The sequence below is a fragment of the Streptomyces sp. NPDC054786 genome, assembly GCF_053611685.1.
The window spans coordinates 130,887-149,802 of the sequence record NZ_JBSHAW010000022.1 but is presented as its reverse complement, the minus strand read 5'-3'; the positions used below and the strand labels follow the sequence as shown (position 1 = coordinate 149,802).

18 protein-coding genes and 2 pseudogenes are annotated in these 18,916 nt (G+C 67.9%); 17 read left to right on the top strand and 3 right to left on the bottom strand.

The genetic code is table 11. The features are described from left to right. A partial coding sequence (locus tag ACWGI6_RS20135) for a tetratricopeptide repeat protein (RefSeq protein WP_453268758.1) occupies window positions 1-2,237 on the top strand: 2,237 nt, incomplete at its 5' end. Window positions 2,238-2,259: 22 nt separating this feature from the next. Here ACWGI6_RS20135 and ACWGI6_RS20130 read toward each other — a convergent pair. Further along, on the bottom strand, window positions 2,260-2,406 hold the full coding sequence (locus ACWGI6_RS20130; RefSeq protein WP_453268757.1) for a hypothetical protein: 147 nt from the start codon (window positions 2,404-2,406) through the stop codon (window positions 2,260-2,262). Window positions 2,407-2,631: 225 nt separating this feature from the next. Between ACWGI6_RS20130 and ACWGI6_RS20125 the strand changes: the two genes are divergently transcribed. From ACWGI6_RS20125 to ACWGI6_RS20065, 13 genes and pseudogenes are all read left to right on the top strand, one after another. Next, window positions 2,632-2,829: a hypothetical protein gene (locus ACWGI6_RS20125; protein WP_453268756.1), complete on the top strand. Its 198-nt coding sequence runs from the start codon at window positions 2,632-2,634 to the stop codon at window positions 2,827-2,829. Beyond that, the gene (locus ACWGI6_RS20120; protein WP_453268755.1) at window positions 2,826-3,608 is read left to right on the top strand and encodes a class I SAM-dependent methyltransferase; all 783 of its coding nucleotides are present in this window, start codon (window positions 2,826-2,828) and stop codon (window positions 3,606-3,608) included. The genes ACWGI6_RS20125 and ACWGI6_RS20120 overlap by 4 nt, the downstream gene beginning before the upstream one ends. A 13-nt stretch (window positions 3,609-3,621) precedes the next feature. Beyond that, entirely contained in the window at window positions 3,622-4,335 is a 714-nt protein-coding gene (locus ACWGI6_RS20115) for a 7-carboxy-7-deazaguanine synthase QueE (RefSeq protein ID WP_453268754.1), read from the top strand. 37 nt (window positions 4,336-4,372) lie between these two features. After that, window positions 4,373-4,735 carry a 6-pyruvoyl trahydropterin synthase family protein gene (locus tag ACWGI6_RS20110; protein ID WP_393908882.1) on the top strand — a complete coding sequence of 121 codons (363 nt, stop codon included), beginning with the start codon at window positions 4,373-4,375 and terminating at the stop codon, window positions 4,733-4,735. A gap of 37 nt (window positions 4,736-4,772) precedes the next feature. Next, window positions 4,773-5,363: a GTP cyclohydrolase I gene (folE, locus tag ACWGI6_RS20105; RefSeq protein ID WP_393908883.1), complete on the top strand. Its 591-nt coding sequence runs from the start codon at window positions 4,773-4,775 to the stop codon at window positions 5,361-5,363. Between the two features lie 191 nt (window positions 5,364-5,554). Further along, entirely contained in the window at window positions 5,555-6,535 is a 981-nt protein-coding gene (locus ACWGI6_RS20100) for an aspartyl/asparaginyl beta-hydroxylase domain-containing protein (protein WP_453268753.1), read from the top strand. Between the two features lie 102 nt (window positions 6,536-6,637). Next, window positions 6,638-7,327, top strand: a complete 690-nt coding sequence (queC, locus tag ACWGI6_RS20095; protein ID WP_453268752.1) for a 7-cyano-7-deazaguanine synthase QueC — start codon at window positions 6,638-6,640, stop codon at window positions 7,325-7,327. Continuing rightward, window positions 7,324-8,349: an isopenicillin N synthase family dioxygenase gene (locus tag ACWGI6_RS20090; RefSeq protein WP_453268751.1), complete on the top strand. Its 1,026-nt coding sequence runs from the start codon at window positions 7,324-7,326 to the stop codon at window positions 8,347-8,349. Before queC ends, ACWGI6_RS20090 begins: the two co-directional genes overlap by 4 nt. A 111-nt stretch (window positions 8,350-8,460) precedes the next feature. Further along, window positions 8,461-10,293, top strand: coding sequence for a BTAD domain-containing putative transcriptional regulator (locus ACWGI6_RS20085; RefSeq protein ID WP_453268750.1), 1,833 nt, complete (start codon window positions 8,461-8,463; stop codon window positions 10,291-10,293). A 335-nt stretch (window positions 10,294-10,628) separates the two neighbouring features. Further along, on the top strand, window positions 10,629-11,897 hold the full coding sequence (locus tag ACWGI6_RS20080) for an ATP-grasp domain-containing protein (RefSeq protein WP_453268749.1): 1,269 nt from the start codon (window positions 10,629-10,631) through the stop codon (window positions 11,895-11,897). 350 nt (window positions 11,898-12,247) lie between these two features. Beyond that, entirely contained in the window at window positions 12,248-12,508 is a 261-nt protein-coding gene (locus ACWGI6_RS20075) for a hypothetical protein (protein ID WP_453268748.1), read from the top strand. Window positions 12,509-12,575: 67 nt separating this feature from the next. Continuing rightward, window positions 12,576-13,412, top strand: coding sequence for a hypothetical protein (locus tag ACWGI6_RS20070; RefSeq protein ID WP_453268747.1), 837 nt, complete (start codon window positions 12,576-12,578; stop codon window positions 13,410-13,412). A gap of 370 nt (window positions 13,413-13,782) precedes the next feature. Beyond that, window positions 13,783-13,944, top strand: a pseudogene (locus ACWGI6_RS20065) (transposase); the annotation flags it as partial. A gap of 106 nt (window positions 13,945-14,050) precedes the next feature. Here the strand turns inward: ACWGI6_RS20065 and ACWGI6_RS20060 are convergent. Continuing rightward, window positions 14,051-15,199: a GNAT family N-acetyltransferase gene (locus ACWGI6_RS20060; protein WP_453268746.1), complete on the bottom strand. Its 1,149-nt coding sequence runs from the start codon at window positions 15,197-15,199 to the stop codon at window positions 14,051-14,053. Between the two features lie 465 nt (window positions 15,200-15,664). On the opposite strand from ACWGI6_RS20060, the gene ACWGI6_RS20055 reads away from it, so the two are divergent. Continuing rightward, window positions 15,665-17,050, top strand: a complete 1,386-nt coding sequence (locus ACWGI6_RS20055) for a hypothetical protein (RefSeq protein WP_453268745.1) — start codon at window positions 15,665-15,667, stop codon at window positions 17,048-17,050. A gap of 9 nt (window positions 17,051-17,059) precedes the next feature. Continuing rightward, window positions 17,060-18,424 carry an MFS transporter gene (locus ACWGI6_RS20050; RefSeq protein ID WP_453268744.1) on the top strand — a complete coding sequence of 455 codons (1,365 nt, stop codon included), beginning with the start codon at window positions 17,060-17,062 and terminating at the stop codon, window positions 18,422-18,424. 106 nt (window positions 18,425-18,530) lie between these two features. Here ACWGI6_RS20050 and ACWGI6_RS20045 read toward each other — a convergent pair. Next, a pseudogene (locus ACWGI6_RS20045) lies at window positions 18,531-18,747 on the bottom strand (hypothetical protein); the annotation flags it as partial. Between ACWGI6_RS20045 and ACWGI6_RS20040 the strand changes: the two are divergent. Continuing rightward, window positions 18,680-18,892: a hypothetical protein gene (locus tag ACWGI6_RS20040; protein ID WP_453268767.1), complete on the top strand. Its 213-nt coding sequence runs from the start codon at window positions 18,680-18,682 to the stop codon at window positions 18,890-18,892. The pseudogene ACWGI6_RS20045 and the gene ACWGI6_RS20040 sit on opposite strands and share 68 nt — an antisense overlap. Window positions 18,893-18,916: the final 24 nt, after the last annotated feature.

Sequence of the window (18,916 nt, the reverse complement as noted above, 5' to 3'; positions counted from 1 at the left end):
ATACCTACCACCAGGGCCGCGCGATGCTCACCGAGGAACTGGGCCTGGACCCGGGCAGGGAACTACGCGACCTGGCGCAGGCAATCCTGACCGACAGCCCCAGCCTGGCACTGGCTGAGCAACCCGAACCGCGTGGCGTCGTGGCAACGCAAGTCCCTCAGCCGGTGCAAGAGCGTGGTGCCGATCCCGACCTCGTCGTCACCCCGAGGCAACTGCCCGCCGACATCGGCGATTTCGTAGCCGACGACACGATCGTCTCAGCGGTCTGCGACGCCGTCACCGAGGGCCAGGGAAAAGGGCCGCTGAACGTGACGTTGGTGCTTGGCAGGCCCGGTGTCGGCAAAAGCACGTTGGCCACGCACGTGGCGCACCGACTGGCAACCGAGTACTTCCCGGACGGGCAGCTCTACTGCGACCTGCGAGGGCCGGGCGGACAACCGGTGGAGCTGGCTCAGGCGTTGGGCCGGTTCCTCCGAGCGCTGGGCATACCTGGCGAGGCCATCCCCGATGCGCTTGACGAGCGCGCGGAGATGTATCGCAGTCTGCTGGCCGGTCGCCGGATCCTGGTGTTGCTGGACGACGCGGTGAGCGAGTCGCAGGTGACGGCCCTGCTGCCCGGAACCGGCAGCAGCGGCGTGCTGGTCACCAGCCGCAGCCAGCTCACGGCATTGCCGGGCACACGCCGGTTCGACCTGGAGCCGCTGAACCAGGAACAGGCCATCCAACTGCTTGGACGGATCATTGGGGGGCGTCGGATCGAGGGTGAGGTGGACGCAGCGCGGGTCCTCATACGTTTCGTGGGCGGTCTGCCGCTCGCGCTGCGTATCATCGGCGCGCGTCTGGCGGCGCGCCCGCACTGGTCATTGACCTCCATGTGGCACCGGCTGGAGAACGAGCACCGCCGGTTGGACGAGCTGGCACACGGCGAGCTGTCGATCCGGGCAAGTCTTTCACTCAGCTATGACGGTCTGGCGGCGGCCGACCGTCGCCTGTTGTGCCTGCTCAGCCTGGCCGAGGGGGCGGAGATTCCGAGCTGGCTGGGTGCCGCCCTTATCGACGACCGCACGCCGCACCCCGCTGACCTGCTGGAACCGCTCATCGACATGCGGCTCCTCGACATCACCGCCATGGACCAGGGCGGGGAGTTGCGAGGTGGACTCTCGCAGATCGTAAGGATGTTGGCCCACGAAAGGCTGGCTGCGGAGATTCCCGAAGCGGATCGTGTCGGGGCGGTGCGGCGTATGGTCGGTGGCTGGATGGCGCTCGCGGAGCGGGCGCACAAGGAGATCTACGGCGGTGCGTACACCATCGTGGCGGGCCGGGGCGAACGGTGGCATCCGCCGGAGGACCTCGTCCGGCGGTGCCTCCGCGACCCGCTCGGGTGGCTGGAGAGCGAGCAGACCAACCTGTTGAACGCGGTCGAGTTGGCGGCCCGGTACGGGCTGGACGAGTTGTGCTGGGAGCTGGCCACCACTTTGGTGACGCTCTTCGAGGCCCGTGGCTACCCCGACCTCTGGCAGCGCACACATCAGGTAGCGCTGACCGCGGTACAGGAGGCCGGCAACGAACGGGGCCAGGCAGCCGTACTCGGCTCGTTGGGGACCCTGCACCTCTACCGGGGCGAGCATGAAGCAGCCGGCCCCTACCTCAGCACCGCTCTGGAGATGTTCGAGCGGGTTGGTGAGGTGCGTGGCCAGGCACTGTGCCTGCGTGACCTGGCGCGCATCGAACGGCACCAGGGCGACGACGACGGGGCGCTGGCCCTCTACGAGAGCGCCGAGCGTCACTTCGTGCGGGTGCACGACGTCATCGGCCGTGCATACGTGCTCGGCGAGATGGCGCACATCACGATGCGGCGAGCAGACTTCACGCGAAGCCGTTCATACCTCGACGAGGCCCTCGGGATCTGCCGGTCAGCCGGCTTCGACCGGGGCCAAGCCCTCGTGCTGCGGCGGCTGGGCCAGATGCTGATGTACCAGCAGCAGTACGAGACGGCGGAGCGGACCCTGCTCGAAGTCCTCGCCATGGTCAGGGCGCGCGGCGACCTGGTCGGAGAAGGCTATGTGCTGCACGACCTCGGCCGGGTCAATGTCGATCTGCGTCGCCTGGAACAAGCCCTCCAGTACTACTCGCAAGCAGCCAGAATCCGCGAACGGATCCTCGACCACAGCGGAGCCGCTGCCGTACGAGCCGACATCGTTGCCATCCTGGGCAAGCCCGTGACATCGGTCAGCTGACACCAGGAGACATGCCGGCCGGTCACGTCCACGGCGTGTTGTCGGCGGGTGGGCCGTCGGCAGGCGTCACGGCGACCGGGCCCTGCTCCACGCCGTGCTGATGTCCTACAGCGCCCAGGATCAGCACGACGACGGCCCCCGCGGCAGCCGGCAGCTTCTTGATGGCCATTCAGTTCTCCTCCCTTCGCCACCCGTTACGCAATCTGTCCGGGCGTTGCTGGAACCAGCGTGGGCCAGATGCCCATCGCGGCCGCATGCCCGCGCTATCACCGTCTTATCCCGGCCCCGTCCCGCCGTGGATGCGCCGTGATGCCGGGCCGATAGGGCGACACCGGAGATTGGGTCCTGCCGACCTCGGCGCCCCTTCAGGGGACGGCCTCAAGGAGTGGTCCGAATGACCGTAGTGACCCGGGACGTGGTGACGCCCGCCGCGTTCGGCGTCCCGGAAACCGAATCGCAGCGCAGCACAAAGACTCCCTCGACAGCAGCGGTAGACCTTGTCAGGGAGTTCCCACGGAAGAGGAAGGAACCGGTGCGTGCGCACCAGGGCCTCTCCTTGACCGTGGCTCAGGGGAAGGTGCACGGCCGATGACGATGGACGCGGAGTTCTACTCCCGGGTGGCCGAGCGGTTCGGCGGCTACTTGAGCGATGCGCGGAGCACCGACGTATTCCCCGACGGCCGTCCCGACGCCGTCTTCGATGAACTGGCGACCGCACTGGGAGCGCCGCACGCCCGACTGCTGGATGTCGGCTGCGCCGACGGGCGTAGTTTGTTGCGCATCTCTCGTACGTACGGCGCCGTAACCGGGATAGATCTGTCGACGTCGATGCTGGAATGCGCCGCGCGGTATCGAGCGGAGGCAGGTCTGTCGCACGTCACGTTTGAACTGTGCGACGCGGCCCACACGGGGCTGCCCGATGGGTACGCCGATGTGGTCACTTCCCGCCGCGGTCCGCTGATGGCCCGTGAATTCGAGCGGGTGCTGCGCCCCGGTGGGGTCGTGATGTACATGGGGATCGGGGAGCAGGACGCGCGCGAGCTGAAGGAAGCGTTCGGTCGCGGCCAGGACTTCGGCAGCTGGAACGGCAGGCCCTTGTCGGAGGGGATTGCTCAAGAACTGTCCGATGCAGGCTTCGTTGTGACAAGAAACCAGGCGTTCCGGTTCGAGGAGTTCTACCACTCGGCGGGCGATCTGGACACTTTTCTGCACCAAGTGCCGATCGTCGAGAACTACGATTCCGCGGCGGACAAAGAGGTGTTCGATCGATATGTCGCCGCGGTGACCGACGATCAGGGCGTCCGGCTGAGTCGGCATTGGTTCATAGTGCAGGCGCAGAAGCCGGCGGCCGTCGACCCGTCCCACTCATAGGAAACGGTGCGCCATGGAGCAGGATCTCGTAGTGAACGAAATCTTCGGTCCGACCATCCAGGGCGAGGGTCGGTCCCTGGGACGCAGGTGCGCGTTCCTGCGACTCGGCGGGTGCAACCTGTCGTGCTCGTGGTGCGATACGCCATACACGTGGGACTGGACCGGAGCCGCTGAGAGCGGGGTCGCCCACGATCCGCGTAAGGAGCTGCACCGCCGCCCGGTCGAAGAGGTCGTCGCAGAATTGCTCGGATTCGACACCGAGCTGATCGTGATCTCCGGCGGTGAGCCCCTGGGTCAGCAAGAGCGACTGATTCCGCTGGTGGCAGAACTGACCGGACGCGGTAAAGAGATCGAGATCGAGACCAACGGGACGCACGCCGCGCACCCCGAACTCATCGCCGCCGGCGTCAGGTTCAACGTCTCGCCGAAGCTGTCGCACTCGGGCGACCCCCTGCAGCGCAGGATCGTCCCTGCCGCACTCACCAGTCTTTCGGCACTTCCGGGAAGCACGTTCAAGTTCGTCTGCCAGAACACCGGCGATCTCGACGAAGTGGCCCAGCTGGTTGCCACCTTCGAACTGCCCTCGGTATGGATCATGCCGATCGGGCGTACCGCCGACGATGTCACAAAACACATGAGCGAGTTGGCCGACGCGGTGGTGAAGCGCGGCTGGAACCTGACAACCAGACTGCACACCTTGTTGTGGGACGAAAAACGCGGCGTGTGAGCAACAGCACACGCAAAGGAGAAGGGAACTCGGATCGATGGCTTTTCGAATCACGAAGAAATTTGAATTCTCGGCCAGTCATCAGCTCGCCGGCCTTGCTCCTGAACATCAGTGTGCCCGGATGCACGGGCACAACTATGTGATCGAGTTGGAGCTCGGAGCCGACGATACGGATCTGTTGCCCGTGGGCTTCGTTCGAGACTACGGAGAACTGTCCGCATTCAAGGTCTGGCTCGACAATCATCTTGATCATCGGCATCTGAACGATGTGATGGACGAAAACCCGACGGCTGAGAATATGGCAGCCTGGGTTTACAAGACATGGTCAGTGGAGTTCCCCGAGTTGACCTGCGTGCGTATCTCAGAAACCCCCAAGACTTGGGCCGAGTACCGGCCGTGAGGTCAGTAACGCCGAAGCCCGAACGAAAGGTGACCGCATGTCGGTGACAGAATTGGACCTCGATGGTGACCCGTCAGCGCCGAGGACGACCGAGGATCCACTGGTCGAGATCGCCCGCCGACTGCTGGAGGAGATCGGCGAGGACCCGAATCGCGACGGACTGCGCGACACACCTGCGCGGTTCGCCCGCTGGTGGCGAGAGTTCATCAACTACGACCCGGGTTCGCTGGGCACTCTTTTCGAGTCCATCGGCACGAGCCAGCTCGTAGTCGTCTCGGACATTCAGGTCTGGTCGCTGTGCGAGCACCACCTCCTGCCGTTCAACTGCTCCGTGACGATCGCGTACCGCCCGACGGGGCAACTGCTCGGCCTGTCGAAGTTTGCCAGGGTCGCCCATCAGTACGCGCACAAGCTGCAGGTCCAGGAGCGCCTCGTGGACCAGATCGCGCTCGAGATCAGCACCCTGAGCGGCACCCCGGACGTCGCGGTCATAGCGAAGGGCGAGCACCTTTGCATGTCGATGCGCGGCATCAAGGCTGCCGCGCAGATGACATCGACCGCATATCGCGGGGAGTTCAGCACGGACCCCGGGCTCCGGGGCGAGCTGTTCGACTTGCTCCGGGCGTGACGAGCATCCGACTCAGACAGCGAAAGCAGTGAGCGATCCAGGTGGTGCGGCGACGGGATCGCACGGTTCGGGAGCGCTGCAGGGCTATCGCGAATTCATGGCCCTGCCAGGTGCCCGCGGGACCGTCGTCGCGGTCTCACTGCTGTCGAAGTACCCCGCCGCTCCGGTCCGGTCGACATGAAAGGACAACGATGAACGAAAATGGCTCCTCGACGCCTGCGGGAGCGGCTCGCCTGCTCCCCGAGCTGGACGCCGACCGGCTGGTGGCCGACCTCATGACTGCGCGCGACCACCTGTGGGATGAGCAGAGCTCGTACGAGAACGGGCGAGTGTCCAGGTGGGCCGAGCAGGACTGGCGCTGCCTCCCGGTGCGCAGCCCCGGTGGTGACAAGACACGTACCGACGCGGGGGGCGCCGGCAGCGCGGAGTTCGCCGACACCGAGTGGCTGGACCACATGCCGTACGTGCGGGAGGTCCTGCGCTCGATTCCCGGACCCCTCTACGCGGCCCGATTCTTGGATCTTGGACCCGGCGTCATCGGATACCTCCATTCCGATTCCAAGTTCGCCCCGGACTGGGGTGTGGCCCGGCTGCACATCCCGGTCATCACCCACGAGGAAGCCTCGCTGGACCTCGACGGAGAGATCTATCGCTGGCAGCCCGGTGAGTTCTGGTTCGGCGACTTCAGCCGCAAGCACCAGATCCAGAACCTCGGTCCCGAGCATCGGGTGCATCTCGTCGTGGACGTGCTCGTCACACCGGAGCTCGCACAGCTGTTCCCGGCTGACTGGGCCGACTACTTCAACGGCTCGGATGTGCTCTACAACCGTCCGGCCGTGGCCACGACCGACCGAGAGCGGGAAGCTGCGCGGTGTTCGTTCGACGCGCCGGCGCACCTGCTGGAGGTGGAGGAGTTCGGGTCGCTCACCGGCCCGCAGCCGCAGGCCACCTTCAGCATCGTCGACACCGGCACGGGCCTTGCCATTCGATCTCCCCAGGAGCACCTCTTCCCGCTGGTGGCCCTCGGTGGACACGAGTACCGCTTGGTCGGGTGGAGCGAGGAGCGAACCGTCACCACGAGGCTGGACGGTCCGCGGCCCGAAGTCGAACTGACCTACCGCAAAGGCAACCAAGCGACCCGGCTGCTCGTCCCGGCCACGCCGGCGCCGTGACGGACGCCCTCACGGCCGCCGCTGTTTCGGTGCACAGCACACCGCTGCCGTGATCCATACGTACTGATCCTCCCTCCATTTCCGTTTGCCGGAAGGCGACGCATGCCGAAAACTGTCGCAATCGTGTCCGGCGGCCTGGACTCGGTCACCATGGCCTACCACCTCCAGGCGCAAGGACACACACTCCACCTGCTGTCCGTGAACTACGGCCAGCGTCATCTCGTCGAGCACGAGTTCGCCGCGAAGGCGGCTCGGTCGCTCGGGGTGCCGCACGACGTCGTCGATCTCAGCCCCGTCGGCAAGCTCCTGAGCGGCTCCTCACTCACCGACCCGACCGTCGACGTGCCGGATCACAAGAGTGGGTCGTCCGGCGAGAGCCCGAACGTCGTACCCAACCGCAATGCCCTTCTGCTGTCCGTCGCCTTCGCGGTCGCCGTCGCCGAGAAGGCGGAAGCGGTGGCCGTCGGGGTGGTCGACGACCTGCAGGCCGCGCCCGACAGCAATTCCGCGTTCATCGATTCCTTCCTCGCCATGGAGCGGATCGCGACCCGCGGATACGCGCACCCTGACCTGACCCTGACAGCGCCGCTGGTCAGGCTGCGCAAGAGCGACGTGGTGTCGCTCGGTGAGGAACTCGGCGTCCCCTGGACCGAGACCTGGAGCTGCTTTCGTGGCGACGCGCTGCAGTGCGGACGGTGCGCCGCCTGCAGGGAGCGGCAGGAAGCGTTCCGGGACGCCGGCGTGACCGACCCGACGACCTACCAGACCAGCCATTCGAAGGAGCTGCCATGACCGACCCCGTTCCCGTGCTCGACCTGCGTGACGCCGCCGGTTCGGAAGAAGCCCGGGCAGAGTTCCTGAACCGATTGCGCGAGGCCATCCACGAGGTCGGCTTCTTCCAGCTCGTCGGCCACGGTGTCGAGGACGCCGACGACATGCTGGAGCTGTCCCGCCGGTTCTTCGCCCTGCCCGAGGCCGATCGGCTCGCGCTGAACATCCTCGACTCGCCGCTGTTCCGCGGCTACTCCGAACTCGGCCGCGAACACACCAAGGGTATTCCCGACCAGCGCCAGCAGCTGGACATCGGGCCGGAGCAGCCCGCGAGGACGTCCGCGCCCGGCGATCCCGCCTACCGGTGCCTGATCGGCCCGAACGAGTGGCCCGAGGCGATGCCCGAGCTGCGCCCGGCCATCGAGTCATGGATCGCCCGGCTGACCGATCTGTCACATCAACTGCTACGGCTGATGCTCGAGTCGCTCGACGCCCCCGCCGGGTTCCTGGACGATGTGGTCGATCCGGATCCGCAGATCCACCTCAAACTCCTGCACTACCCCGGTCCCGCGCAGGCGGACGAGAACGCGGGCTCCGGCCAGGGGACCGGCATCCACAACGACCTCGGGCTGCTCACCCTGCTCGTCCAGGACGACAACGGCGGCCTCCAGGTCGCGGTCGACGACGACCAGTTCGCCGACGTGCCGGTGATCCCGGGGGCGTTCGTGGTCAACCTGGGAGAGCTGCTGGAGGTGGCGACGAGGGGCTACGTGCGTGCCACCCTCCACCGGGTGATCCGGCCCGCCCCGGGCGTCAACCGCTACTCCATTCCCTTCTTCTACAACCCTCGGCTGGACGCCACGATGCAGCCACTGCCCAGCCCCTATGTCGAGGGTGCCGGCGGAGTCATCGACGTCGCCGGCAACCCGTTGTTCGCCCTCTACGGCGACAACGTCATGAAGGGGCTGATCCGCTCCTTCCCCGACATCGTTGCCCGACACCACCCGACCCTGGCCGCGGTAGCCGGGTCCAGGAGTTCCTGACACCGGGCGGCCGAGCACATCCACACCGCCCGGCCCGGGTGCTCGGGCCTGGCGGTGGCGTCGCCGGCCGGTCTGACGGGGACCGAACGAACATGAGGCAGGGCGAATTTCATGAGAATCAACCTTCTCGGGCCGCTCCAGGCCTACGGGGACGATGACCGCGTCGACATGGCGCCGGCCGCCCAGAAAGTACGTCAGACACTGGCAATGCTCGTGCTGAACGCGGGCCGGGTGGTGCCCTTCGAGCAACTCATGGACGAGCTGTGGAACGACAACCCGCCGGCCAGCGCGCACACCGCGCTGCAGACGTATGTGTACCAGCTCAGGAAGCGGTTCTCCCTCGGCAATCCGAGGAGTGGCGGCGCGGTACGGGCGGCCGGGCCGCTGCTGGGCACGGTCGACGGCGGCTACCAGCTGTCGCTGCCCGCCGACCACGTGGACGTCTTCCGGTGCGAGCCGTTGCTCGCCCGTGCCCGAGCGGAGTTCGGTGACGAGGACTTCGCCCGGGCCCGTGACACGGCCGCCGCGGCGCTGCAGCTGTGGCGGGACGACGCCCTGGTGGACGTACGCAAGGGGCCCACGCTGAAGGCCGAGGCGGTCCGCCTGAAGGAGTTGCGTACCAGCGCACACCACCTGCGGATCGAATCCGACCTGCACCTCGGCCGGCACCACGAGGTGCTCGGCGAACTCACCTCGATGGCCGGGCGGGAACCGACGGACGAGCGGGCCCAGGGCAATCTGATGACGGCTCTCTACCGCATGGACCGGCGGGCGGAGGCGCTCCAGGTCTACCGGCGGGCACGCGAGCGGATCGCCACCGAGCTGGGTCTCGACCCTTCGCCCCAACTCCAGGCCCTGCACACGGCCGTGCTCACGTCGGACGAGGCGCTGCTGCGTCCCGCCGGGCGGCTCACGGCCGTGACCGCCACCACGCGGGCGCCCTGCCATCTGCCCGCCCCGCGCGAGCGTCTGACCGGACGCGCCAACCAGCTGGCACGCCTCACCGCGGTGCTGGCCGGCCGGGCGCGGGAGGACCGGCCGCTCGTGATCGTGGGGGGCGCCCCCGGCACGGGGAAGAGCGAGCTGTGCCTGCACGCCGCGCATCAGGTGAGCGGTCACTACCCGGACGGACGGCTCTACGCGCGTCTCCGTGACAGTGCCGGCCGGCGGGTGCGGCCCGCCGAGATCCTCCGCTCGTTCCTGCGTGGACTCGGCGCGACGGAGGAGCAGTTGCGACTGGGCACGACCGACCTGAGTCTGCTGTTCCGTACCTGGACCGCCGACCTCCGCGTCCTGGTGGTGCTCGACGACGTGTGCGACGTACGGGACTTGACGCCGCTGCTGCCGTCCGGCGTCGGCTGCGGCGTGGTGATCGGCAGCCGTCGGCGGCTGTTCGTGTCCTCGTCGGCGGTCCACGTCGAACTGGCCGGACTGCCCTTCGACGACTGTCTGCACCTGCTGGCATCCTCCGTGCCGAGACACCGGATCACCATGGACCCGGAGGGGCTGCGACGGCTGGCCCGGTTGTGCCGGGGGCTGCCGGGCGTGCTCTTCGCGGTCGCCTCGCAGTTGCGCCGCCGCCCGCACTGGACGGCCCGGCAGGCCACTGCCTGGGTCCTCGCGTCCGGGGGCGCCGACAGCGATCTGCCGGGCGTGCGGGCCGGATTCGACCGGACGCTCGCGACGCTGCCCGCCGAGTTACTGCCCCTGGCGTACGCGCTGTTGTCTCCCGGCGTCCCCGATCGGCTCACGCCGGCGCTTGTAGCAGCGGCCCTGGGGATCAGCGACCAGCAGGCCGAGGACCTGCTGGAGGAGCTGGCGGAGAGCTACCTGCTGCGCGCGCAGCACCCGTGCGTGAACGGCCGGTTCTCCTACGAATGGGAGCCTGGGATACGCCCGTTCGCGGCGCGGCCGACCAGCGCGCCGGTCATGTGCTCCGCCTGACGGTCACGGCTCCAGTACCACCTCGCCCGTCGTCACCCCGCGTCTCCAGCGCGTGGTGCGCGGCGGCCGCTTCAGCGAATCGAGGCCGAATGCCAGGCTCAGAAACGAAGCTTTCCTCAGTGGAAACACCGTAGCGTGAGAATCTTTGTCAGCAGCGTCCGCAAAGGCTTGGAAGAGGAGCGTGACTCTCTTTCCGCGGGCTGATCAGCGCGCTGGGCCACCCCCCCCGGTGCAGTTCGAGGAATTCACACGAAGCGTGGAGACGTACGCCACCGGTACGTTCCGCGGCTCCGTTGCCCGGACCCGCCCACGCAGCCGAACCTTGGAGAACCGCCATGTCAAAACGCCCGAAGCTCGTCCTCGTCGGTCAGCTGTCCATGTACCCCTGGGTGTTCGAAGCCGCCAAGCGCGCCGACATCGACTTGATCCTCGTCCCCAGGGGGGACGACACGGAGGAGTCCGCCGGGCGGGCCGCCGCGGTGGTCGAGTTGCTGCCGCTGGACATCGAAGGAGACCCGGAAGCCGCGCTGTCCGCGCTCGCCGACCGTTACCGGCGGGAGCCCTTCGACGGGATCATGGCGGGCAACGAGCAGGCCGTGCCGTTCGTGGCGCGCGCCGCCGGGGAGTTGGGCCTCACCGGCCTGACCGAGGAAGCGGCGACCGTGGTGCGCGACAAGCGCAGCATGCGCCATCACCTGCTGGAGGCGGGTCTGAGCGCGCCCGGCTTCGTGGTCATCGAGGATCCGGACGGCTGGACCGACGCGCTGACCTTGCGGTTCCCCGTCGTGATCAAGCCAGTGAACGGGCACTCCAGCTTCGGTGTGATCCGTGTGGATGACAAGGACAGCCTCGAGCAGGCCGTGGCCCGCACCTGGAAGCTCGTCGAAGCCCACCTGGGCGCCGACGACGGATTGGCCGCGGAAGCCGGCGTGCTGGTCGAGGAGTACCTGGACGGTCCGGAGATCTCCGCCGAATCCCTCGTGTACCACGGGCAGGTACGGGTCTGTGCCATCAGCTGGAAAGGGGAGCTGACGGGGCCCTACTTCCAGGAGACCACGTTGCGGGCCCCCGCCCAACTGCCCGCCGAGATACTCGCTGCGGTCGAGGCGGAGGTGATCGGTGCCCACCACGCCTTCGGTGTCACGGAAGGCACCACGCACACCGAACTGCGGCTGGTCGGCGGGGTGCGCCCGGTGCTGCTGGAGATGGGCGCGCGCATCGGCGGCGGGGGCTACATGGCCCACCTCGCCCACGTCAGCAGCGGGATCGACGTGGCCGCCGACGCGCTGCGCATCCACCTCGGCCGGGAACCGCTGTGCTGGCGTGCGGAGCCGGTGCCGGCCGGTCACGTGGCGGCCTATCAAGTGCCGGTCGGAAGCGGCGGACGGATCAAGCATGTACACGGCCTGGACTCGGTGCGTACCGACCCGCGGGTGGACTACGTGGTTCAGACCATGGGCCCCGGCGCACTGTTGCACCCCTACCCGGACTTCTCCGGATATCCCGTGATCGTGCTCTCCCGCCACGGGTCGGACGCCGAGGCCGAGTCGTACCGCGACCACCTCGCCCGGACGCTGTACGTCGAGTACGAGGAGCAGGGTTGAGCACGCGCCATCGCACTTGAGTCGCGGTTGAGCCGCCTCGACCGATCCCGTGCCACACTCGGCGCATGCTTACAGGCATGCTGATAAATCCCTGCTCGAACGGGCAAAGGAAATCCGCAAGGGCCTCTCGGGAACCCCACTGATTACCCTGGCGGACGAGCAGTGCGACATCGTCGCCGAGCTGGAATTCCGCAATCCCGCCGGAAGCAGCAAAGACCGCTCGCCACTGTGGATTCCGGAACAGGCGATCGGTCGCGGGGAGGTAGCGCACGACCCCAGGGTGGTCGAGTCGTCGTCCGGCAATTTTGCGTTGACCCTGGCTTTCTACGGTGAAGAATCGACCGTCCCGAATGCAGGAACTGCTGGTCGAGCTCGACTCGGTCAATCAGCCCGGCCAGTACGCCAATCCGGACGCCCGGGACGCGCATTACCGATTCACCTCGGGCGAGTTGAGCGCGCGGGCCGGCCCGCTGTGCCGCACTCCGCTGAACTGCTCGGGCCGTGACTTTATCCACCGCACCAGCCGCCTCATCCGCTACGGCGAGCAGCATGACCTGAACGGTTACGTGGTGGGGGTGACCTTCGTGACCCGGCGGGTCCGGGGGCTTTGAGCCGCTGGCATTCTCCCAACCCCGGCTCCGTGAGAGCAGTGGTGTACAAGTGAAAGAGAGAGAACAGATGCAGCAGAGCAAGATGCGGCTGAGCGGACAGCAGGCCGATCCGGAATTCTTCCGCTTCGAGGAGCGCGGCGAACTCGACTACGAGCTCGTTCTGGACGTCCTTCACGGCCGCAGGCTGGGAGTGATCTTCCGGGACGTCATACCACCGGCGGCGCGCAAGGACCTGACCGAACGATTCTGGGCCAGCCCCGCCCGACAGCATCGCGAGGGCGAGCCCTCGCACTTCGTCGGCGCCTACCACTGGAACAAGGATGTCGATACCTATCTCGACGAGTCCGCCGTGGTCGCCGAGCACGTCGGGCGGGTGATCGACGCCCCGGACTCGCCCTGGCACGTGTTCCGCCAGGGCGTGGACGAGGCCCTGCGGAAGGAGGGCGCGTCCCTGCGGGTGGCCCGGATGAACGGCCGCTCGGCGTGCGCCGCGCTGATCCGCGCGTGGGACAAGGAGGGCGACTTCTCCCTCGACCCGCACGAGGACGAAGCGCAGTGCAAGGACCCGCGACAAGACGGCTTCGAGATCCAACGGGTCCTGGACCACCAGATCTGCGCGGTAAACATGTGCACCGAACACACCGCCGGCGGACGGCTGGTGATGTGGAACATCCGCCCCGACGACGCGACCCGGCGCTCGCTCGGCATCGAGCTGACGGGGCTGCCCTACCAGGCCGAGGCCCTGGCGGACTTCGAGGAACTGCGCCTGGACATCCGTGAGGGTGACGTCTACGCCTTCAACGGTGCTTTTGTGCACGCGGTGGACGCCAACGCCGGCAACCGCACGACGGTGTCCTTCATCATGGGGTTCACCGATCCCCAGACGGTCGTGAGTTGGACCTGAAGCCGACCGGACCGGCGGCGTGACCGACCGCCGCAGACGTCCAGGGCCCGCCTCTCCCCGAGCGTTCGCCGACTCCGTGCGAGTCCGTCGATGCCCCGACGCGGGAGGCAGGCCCTGGTAACGTGCCCGGTTCCAGGAGCGGGGTCTCGGGCGAGTCTGACCACCATCAGGGCGAAGCAGCGCATCGCCCGTCCCGCCTTCGCGTGCGTCATCGAGGGCGAGTTCCCGTCCATGGGCGGGTCGGCCCTGGAGGCTTCGCTCGCCCAGGCCATGGTGGACGAGCTGCACCACACGCTGATGCACCTCAACGCCCACGCGATGTCCGGCATCTCGCTGACCGACACCGTGCTGCCGCACCGCATATCGCGCAGTGGCACGAGGAACTGCGGGCCACCTGCCCTGTCCGCGTGCAGCTCGGACCCTGCATCGGCGCCGCGAAGACGTCCTGGACTACTTCGAGCACCGAGCATCCAACGGATTTACCGAAGCCATCAACGGCCACCTCGAAGCGCTGCGCCGCAACGCCCCCGGCTTCCGCAGCATGATCTACCGGATCCGGCAGCTGCTGCACTGCGGGCAGCTCGCGCTCCAGATCCGGAAGAGTCGGCAGACTCCTTTTGCTGCGGCGGTAGTTGGCCTCAGCAGTACGGCTTCCAGAGCTCGCAATCCAGGGCGTCGGAAATCGCGGGCGAGGAGTCGCGCAGGCCGGCGAGCAGGGCGCGGTTGTGCTCGCGGATCTCCTCGTCGTACCCGGCCAGCGGACTGTCCTCGGACAGGTCCAGCAGCCACAGCGGCCGGAGCGTCGCGCCGCGCAGTGCCTTTCCTTCCGCGGTCCCGGCGCCCGCGTGCAGCCAGCGCACTCCCGGGAGCCGCGCCGCCATGTAGTAGGTGATGTTGAAGTACTCGGCTGCCGAGACGAGTTGGTCGTGGTCGAGGCCGTGCGCCCGCAGGTACACGATGTCACCACAACGGTAGTACAGGCAGAAGCCGACGGGCGGTTCGCCGGGGCGCGAACACAGCGCCACTTCGGCGCGCGAACCGGCGAGTTCACCCTGCTTGCGGAAGGACTCGGCCATCGGGGCCACGTCGACAGTTCTGCCGTAGCGCAGTAGCGAACGGGCCAGCAGCCGGGCGACGTCCTGCCAGGACTCGGCGAGCGTCCGGTGCTCCACCTCGTATCCGGCCTTCTCGAACTTCCGTATCTCGCTGCGGATACTGCGGGCCCGGCGCGACGACAGCGATTCCAGCCAGGCGGGGTAGCCGCCGGGCGGGATCTCGATCCAGGCGTCGGTCGTCAGCGCGACCGGGGCGGTCAGCACCCCCGCCGCGCGCAGCGCCCCCACGTCCTCGGTGGTCAGGTACATCGCCACACGGGCGATCTTTGACTCCTCGTGCAGGGGTGAGCGCAGCGCGCGGACCGCGTCGAGCACCTCGGCGGCGGCCTCGGTCCGATCGGTTCCCTCACCGGTCAGCAGGTGCGCCAGGTAGCCGCGGCGCTGGCCGATGAGCAGGCCGCCCGGCTCGGGCGCCGGCAGGCCGCGCGCGGCAAGCAGGTCGTGCCACCGCATGCCTGGGGTGGGCTCGTCGGTCACCGCCGCCACGGGGATCGCGGCCCGGCCGCCGCCCGGTGTCGCCACGTGCAGTCCGCCGGAGACCGACCCGGGGTCGAGAGCGCACACCCGCAGCCACAGCGCCGACGAGTAGAACCTGCCGTCGGCGAGCCGGTCCCACTCGGTGTCCCCGAGCCCGCCGATGGCGTCGGTGAAAGTGTCCGTCGTGGCGGTCATGGCGCCTCCCATAGTCTCGGCCTGATCGTGCCCGCGAGTTCGCTGCGTGATCGGACGCTGAGTGTGCCGAACATCTTGCGTAGGTGATAAATGGCCGTGTACGGACTCGCCGCGGGCGCCATGGCCGCATCGGTTCGGGCGGTGGCTCCAGGAATGGCTCTTTCCGGTTCCTGACGGGCCCTCCGCCAAAAGCAGGCAACTGATGCCGCCTTCCCCCATCGACAGGATGCGTTCCATGGGCGTTCGCCACTCTTGCGGCATGACCGGAAGTCAGCGTTCCACCATGGCTGCAGAACTATTCTTTTTCGGGTGTTCAAGCATTCTAGTCTTAACACGGATACTCAGTGTCCACAGGGGTCGTTGTCCGAGAATTGAGCCACAATTGAGTCGCACCGGCGACCGGGGTGAAACAGTGACCCCTGCGGGCCGAGGGTCCAGTCATCATCGAGCAGGAGCGGAGACTTCATGTCGGCGGAGCGGGTAACGGCCCAGTACAACGAGGAGTTCCGTATACCGGGCAGCGAATTGCCCACGGTCGCCCAGCACGTCAAGGACTTCCCGACGCTCACATCTTGGCACAGCGAGCCTTTGGCCAGGCCCCTCTTCGTCGCCGAGCGTGAGATTCGTGAGTTCGCCGATGACCTGCAGCACCTCGGCGAAACACTCTTTTCCTTGCCGGACCGGATGTTCGGCGGCGATCTGGAAGCATTCCGGTCGGTGCTCGGCATCAGCGACGACCGCTGGGAAGCGATACGGCAGTTCGGTGACCTGCTGCCGCCCTACTTTGGCCGGGCCGACATGTACCACGACGGCACCTCATTCAAACTTCTTGAGTTCAATCTGGGGAGCGAGTCCGGCGCCTGGGGCGTCGCGGGTGAAATCTCCCGGGCGACGATGGAGGTCGACGCCTTCGCCGGCTTCGCGCGCCGGAACCGGCTCGGTTACGTGGATCCCGCTCGCGCCGCGGTGGAGGTGCTGCGCCGCTTCGGCGCCCAGGTGGCACCCGGGCGCGAGCCGGTGGTGGCCATGCTGGAATGGCGTGGCGGTCTGAAGGACTACGGCGAGCAATGGCTCAACTTCCAGTCCGCATTGCGTTCGGCGGGCCTGGACATCCTGGTGGCCGAGGTCTCCGACGTGCACGAACGCGGCGAGGCGCTCTACCTCGGGGACACGAAGATCGACGTGGTCTACCGCGCCTTCGTCCCGGACCAGATCGCCGAGGAACCCGACGGCTGGGACCTGGTCGCGCCTCTGCTGCGTGCGCACCGGGCGGGCGGGACGCTGCTGTGGACCCCGCTTTCCAGCAACATGTTCGCCAACAAGGCCTGTATGGCGCTGCTTTCGGACCCGGCGCGGCGGCGCAACCTCAGCGAGGACGAGTGCCGGCTCATCGACCGGGTGCTGCCCTGGACCCGACTGATCAACACTGACGCGCTCAAGACCGACACCGACCTCGTCGACGAATGCCTGGAGCGGCGCGAGCAGTTGATCCTGAAGGTCAACGCGCGCGGCGGCGGAGCCGGCGTCGTGGTGGGCTGGGAGACGGACGACGCCACGTGGCGGCGGGCTCTGGAGAACTCTGCCGCCGAAGGATGTGTCGTACAAGAGCGAGTGATCCCCCGGCCTGAGCTTGTGGTGGACCCGGTATCCGGGGAAACCGAGGAATGGCATGCGGCCTATGGCCTGTTCTACACCCCGCATGGTTGGGCAGGGGCATGGGCCAAGACGGTGCCGGCCGGTTCGGGCAGTGTCATCGGCATCATGGCGCATGCCAAGGCGCGCAGCGCAGCCGTCTTCCACCAGAGCGAGCTGCCCGTCTGGGGCGAAGTGCCTGCCAGTGCAGCGAAGTAAAGAGAAGTCATGATGCCGCAGCATTCCCCCGCGCCTTCGGCGTGGCGGCGGATTCAGACGGCCTGGGGCCTGCCGGACCTCGCGGGAAAAGGCCGATTCGTCACGGCCAATCTGATCGACAGCCTGGGAAACGGGTTGGTGATGGCGTTCACCGTCGTCTTCTTCGTGAAGACGACGTCGCTGTCACTGGTCGCCGTCGGCGCCGCGCTGACCATCGGCCAGCTGCTCGTCCTGCCCGTTCCGCTCTTTATCGGGCGCCTGTTGGACACATATGGTCCGCGCACCGTGGTCGCTGCGGGTAACTGGATTTCGGCGGCCGGATTCATCGGTTTCCTGTTCTCGCACGCGGCCTGGCAGATCGTGCTGTGGCAGTTCGTGGTGCAACTGGGTGCCACCGCCTTCTGGATGGGCAACAGTCCGCTCATCGTGCTGGTCGCCCGGGGCGTCGAGCGGGCCCGCTGGTTCGGCTTCGTCCGTGCCCTGCGCAATGTCGGCGTCGGTTTCGGCGGCGCCGCGTCCGCGGTGGCCCTGAGCATCGGAACCGTCGCCGGGCTGCAGGCGGTCATGGTGATCAACGTGGTGACCTTCGCCGTCGCAGGCTGGCTCATGATCACCTTGCGGGGCGCGGACACGAGCGAGGCGGCCGGCGCCGGGCCCGCGGAGCCGAAGCCCGCCGAGTCGGAGCAGGCGGCGGGCGAAACCACCGGACAACCCTCGGGCGGCTATCGCACCGTGCTGAAGGACACTCGGTATCTGCGGCTGGTCGCGACGAACATCTCCTTCGTCTTCGCCTCCACGGTGATCTCGGTGCTGCTCGCCGTCTACGCGGTGGACAACCTCGATGTCGGCGCCTGGATCGTCGGCGTGGTCGTCGTGCTGAACGCGGTCATGGTCGCGCTGCTCCAGACGCTCGCCAGCCGGTGGATCGAGGCCCGCAGGCCGGTGACGGTGCTGGTGCTGGCCCTGCTGTTCAACGCGGCGGCGTTCGTCGTCTTCGGCACGCTGCTCGTGCTGCCCGGTTGGGCGGTGATCGCCGGGCTGCTGATCGCGATGGTGCTCTACACCGTGGCCGAGATGCTCAGCTCGCCGCCGACCAGCGAACTGAGCGTGGTGATGGCGCCCGAGCATCTGCGGGGCCGCTATCTGGGCGTCTACCAGCTGTCCTGGTCGATCGGCGGTGCCCTCGCCCCGGCGCTGCTCACAGCGCTGTTGGAGGGCGGTGCGGCGCTGCCCTGGGTGTTCCTCACCGCGATCAGCGTGCTGGCCGTACCGCTCGTGATCGGGCTCGACCGGCGGCCCGCGGCCACGAGCGAGGCCGCACCGGCCGGGGACATCGCCCCCGTGCAGCAGCTCGACGGCGACCCCGTCGGCTGAGCCTGCCCGCGCTTGTTGAGCGCGCACCGCGCGCACCGCGCTCAACGCCGACCGCCGCCCGGCAGCACACCGGGCGGCGGTCGGCGTTTCCCGTGTTCGCCATGCGTCAGCCCGCGGCCCTGCGGCCCCATGCCGTCCCGGCCGGCACCAGCGCGCCGCCCGCGAGGCCGAGCGCGCCGAGCCGTTCGCGGCCGAGCGCGCCGAGCCGTTCGCGGCCGAGCGCGATGCCGGCCGCGGCGGCCCACAGCGGTTTCCGTGCCGAGCAGCAGGCTGACCCGGGACGGGGACGGACGGCGCACGGCCCACCTCTGCACGAAGAACGCGCTTCGCGAGGGAAGTCGTCAGCGATCCGGCGTACTCGACGAGCAGTTGCCGCGCGCCGCGCAGTCCCGCCGCCTTGCCTCCGCCGTGCTCCGTACGCGGACGACGGCGCAGCCGCGGTTCATGAACGCCTACGCCGATGCGTGACTCGACGGAGACGGATAGGCGTCG

What these genes read in the sequence shown, in the direction of transcription:
- ACWGI6_RS20075 (WP_453268748.1), top strand. Translation starts at nt 12,248, where the DNA reads ATGCAGGAACTGCTGGTCGAGCTCGACTCGGTCAATCAGCCCGGCCAG.
- ACWGI6_RS20050 (WP_453268744.1), top strand. Translation starts at nt 17,060, where the DNA reads ATGATGCCGCAGCATTCCCCCGCGCCTTCGGCGTGGCGGCGGATTCAG.
- folE (WP_393908883.1), top strand. Translation starts at nt 4,773, where the DNA reads ATGTCGGTGACAGAATTGGACCTCGATGGTGACCCGTCAGCGCCGAGG.
- ACWGI6_RS20090 (WP_453268751.1), top strand. Translation starts at nt 7,324, where the DNA reads ATGACCGACCCCGTTCCCGTGCTCGACCTGCGTGACGCCGCCGGTTCG.
- ACWGI6_RS20085 (WP_453268750.1), top strand. Translation starts at nt 8,461, where the DNA reads ATGAGAATCAACCTTCTCGGGCCGCTCCAGGCCTACGGGGACGATGAC.
- ACWGI6_RS20070 (WP_453268747.1), top strand. Translation starts at nt 12,576, where the DNA reads ATGCAGCAGAGCAAGATGCGGCTGAGCGGACAGCAGGCCGATCCGGAA.
- ACWGI6_RS20060 (WP_453268746.1), bottom strand. Translation starts at nt 15,199, where the DNA reads ATGACCGCCACGACGGACACTTTCACCGACGCCATCGGCGGGCTCGGG.
- ACWGI6_RS20130 (WP_453268757.1), bottom strand. Translation starts at nt 2,406, where the DNA reads ATGGCCATCAAGAAGCTGCCGGCTGCCGCGGGGGCCGTCGTCGTGCTG.
- ACWGI6_RS20080 (WP_453268749.1), top strand. Translation starts at nt 10,629, where the DNA reads ATGTCAAAACGCCCGAAGCTCGTCCTCGTCGGTCAGCTGTCCATGTAC.
- ACWGI6_RS20120 (WP_453268755.1), top strand. Translation starts at nt 2,826, where the DNA reads ATGACGATGGACGCGGAGTTCTACTCCCGGGTGGCCGAGCGGTTCGGC.
- ACWGI6_RS20125 (WP_453268756.1), top strand. Translation starts at nt 2,632, where the DNA reads ATGACCGTAGTGACCCGGGACGTGGTGACGCCCGCCGCGTTCGGCGTC.
- ACWGI6_RS20100 (WP_453268753.1), top strand. Translation starts at nt 5,555, where the DNA reads ATGAACGAAAATGGCTCCTCGACGCCTGCGGGAGCGGCTCGCCTGCTC.
- queC (WP_453268752.1), top strand. Translation starts at nt 6,638, where the DNA reads ATGCCGAAAACTGTCGCAATCGTGTCCGGCGGCCTGGACTCGGTCACC.
- ACWGI6_RS20115 (WP_453268754.1), top strand. Translation starts at nt 3,622, where the DNA reads ATGGAGCAGGATCTCGTAGTGAACGAAATCTTCGGTCCGACCATCCAG.
- ACWGI6_RS20055 (WP_453268745.1), top strand. Translation starts at nt 15,665, where the DNA reads ATGTCGGCGGAGCGGGTAACGGCCCAGTACAACGAGGAGTTCCGTATA.
- ACWGI6_RS20110 (WP_393908882.1), top strand. Translation starts at nt 4,373, where the DNA reads ATGGCTTTTCGAATCACGAAGAAATTTGAATTCTCGGCCAGTCATCAG.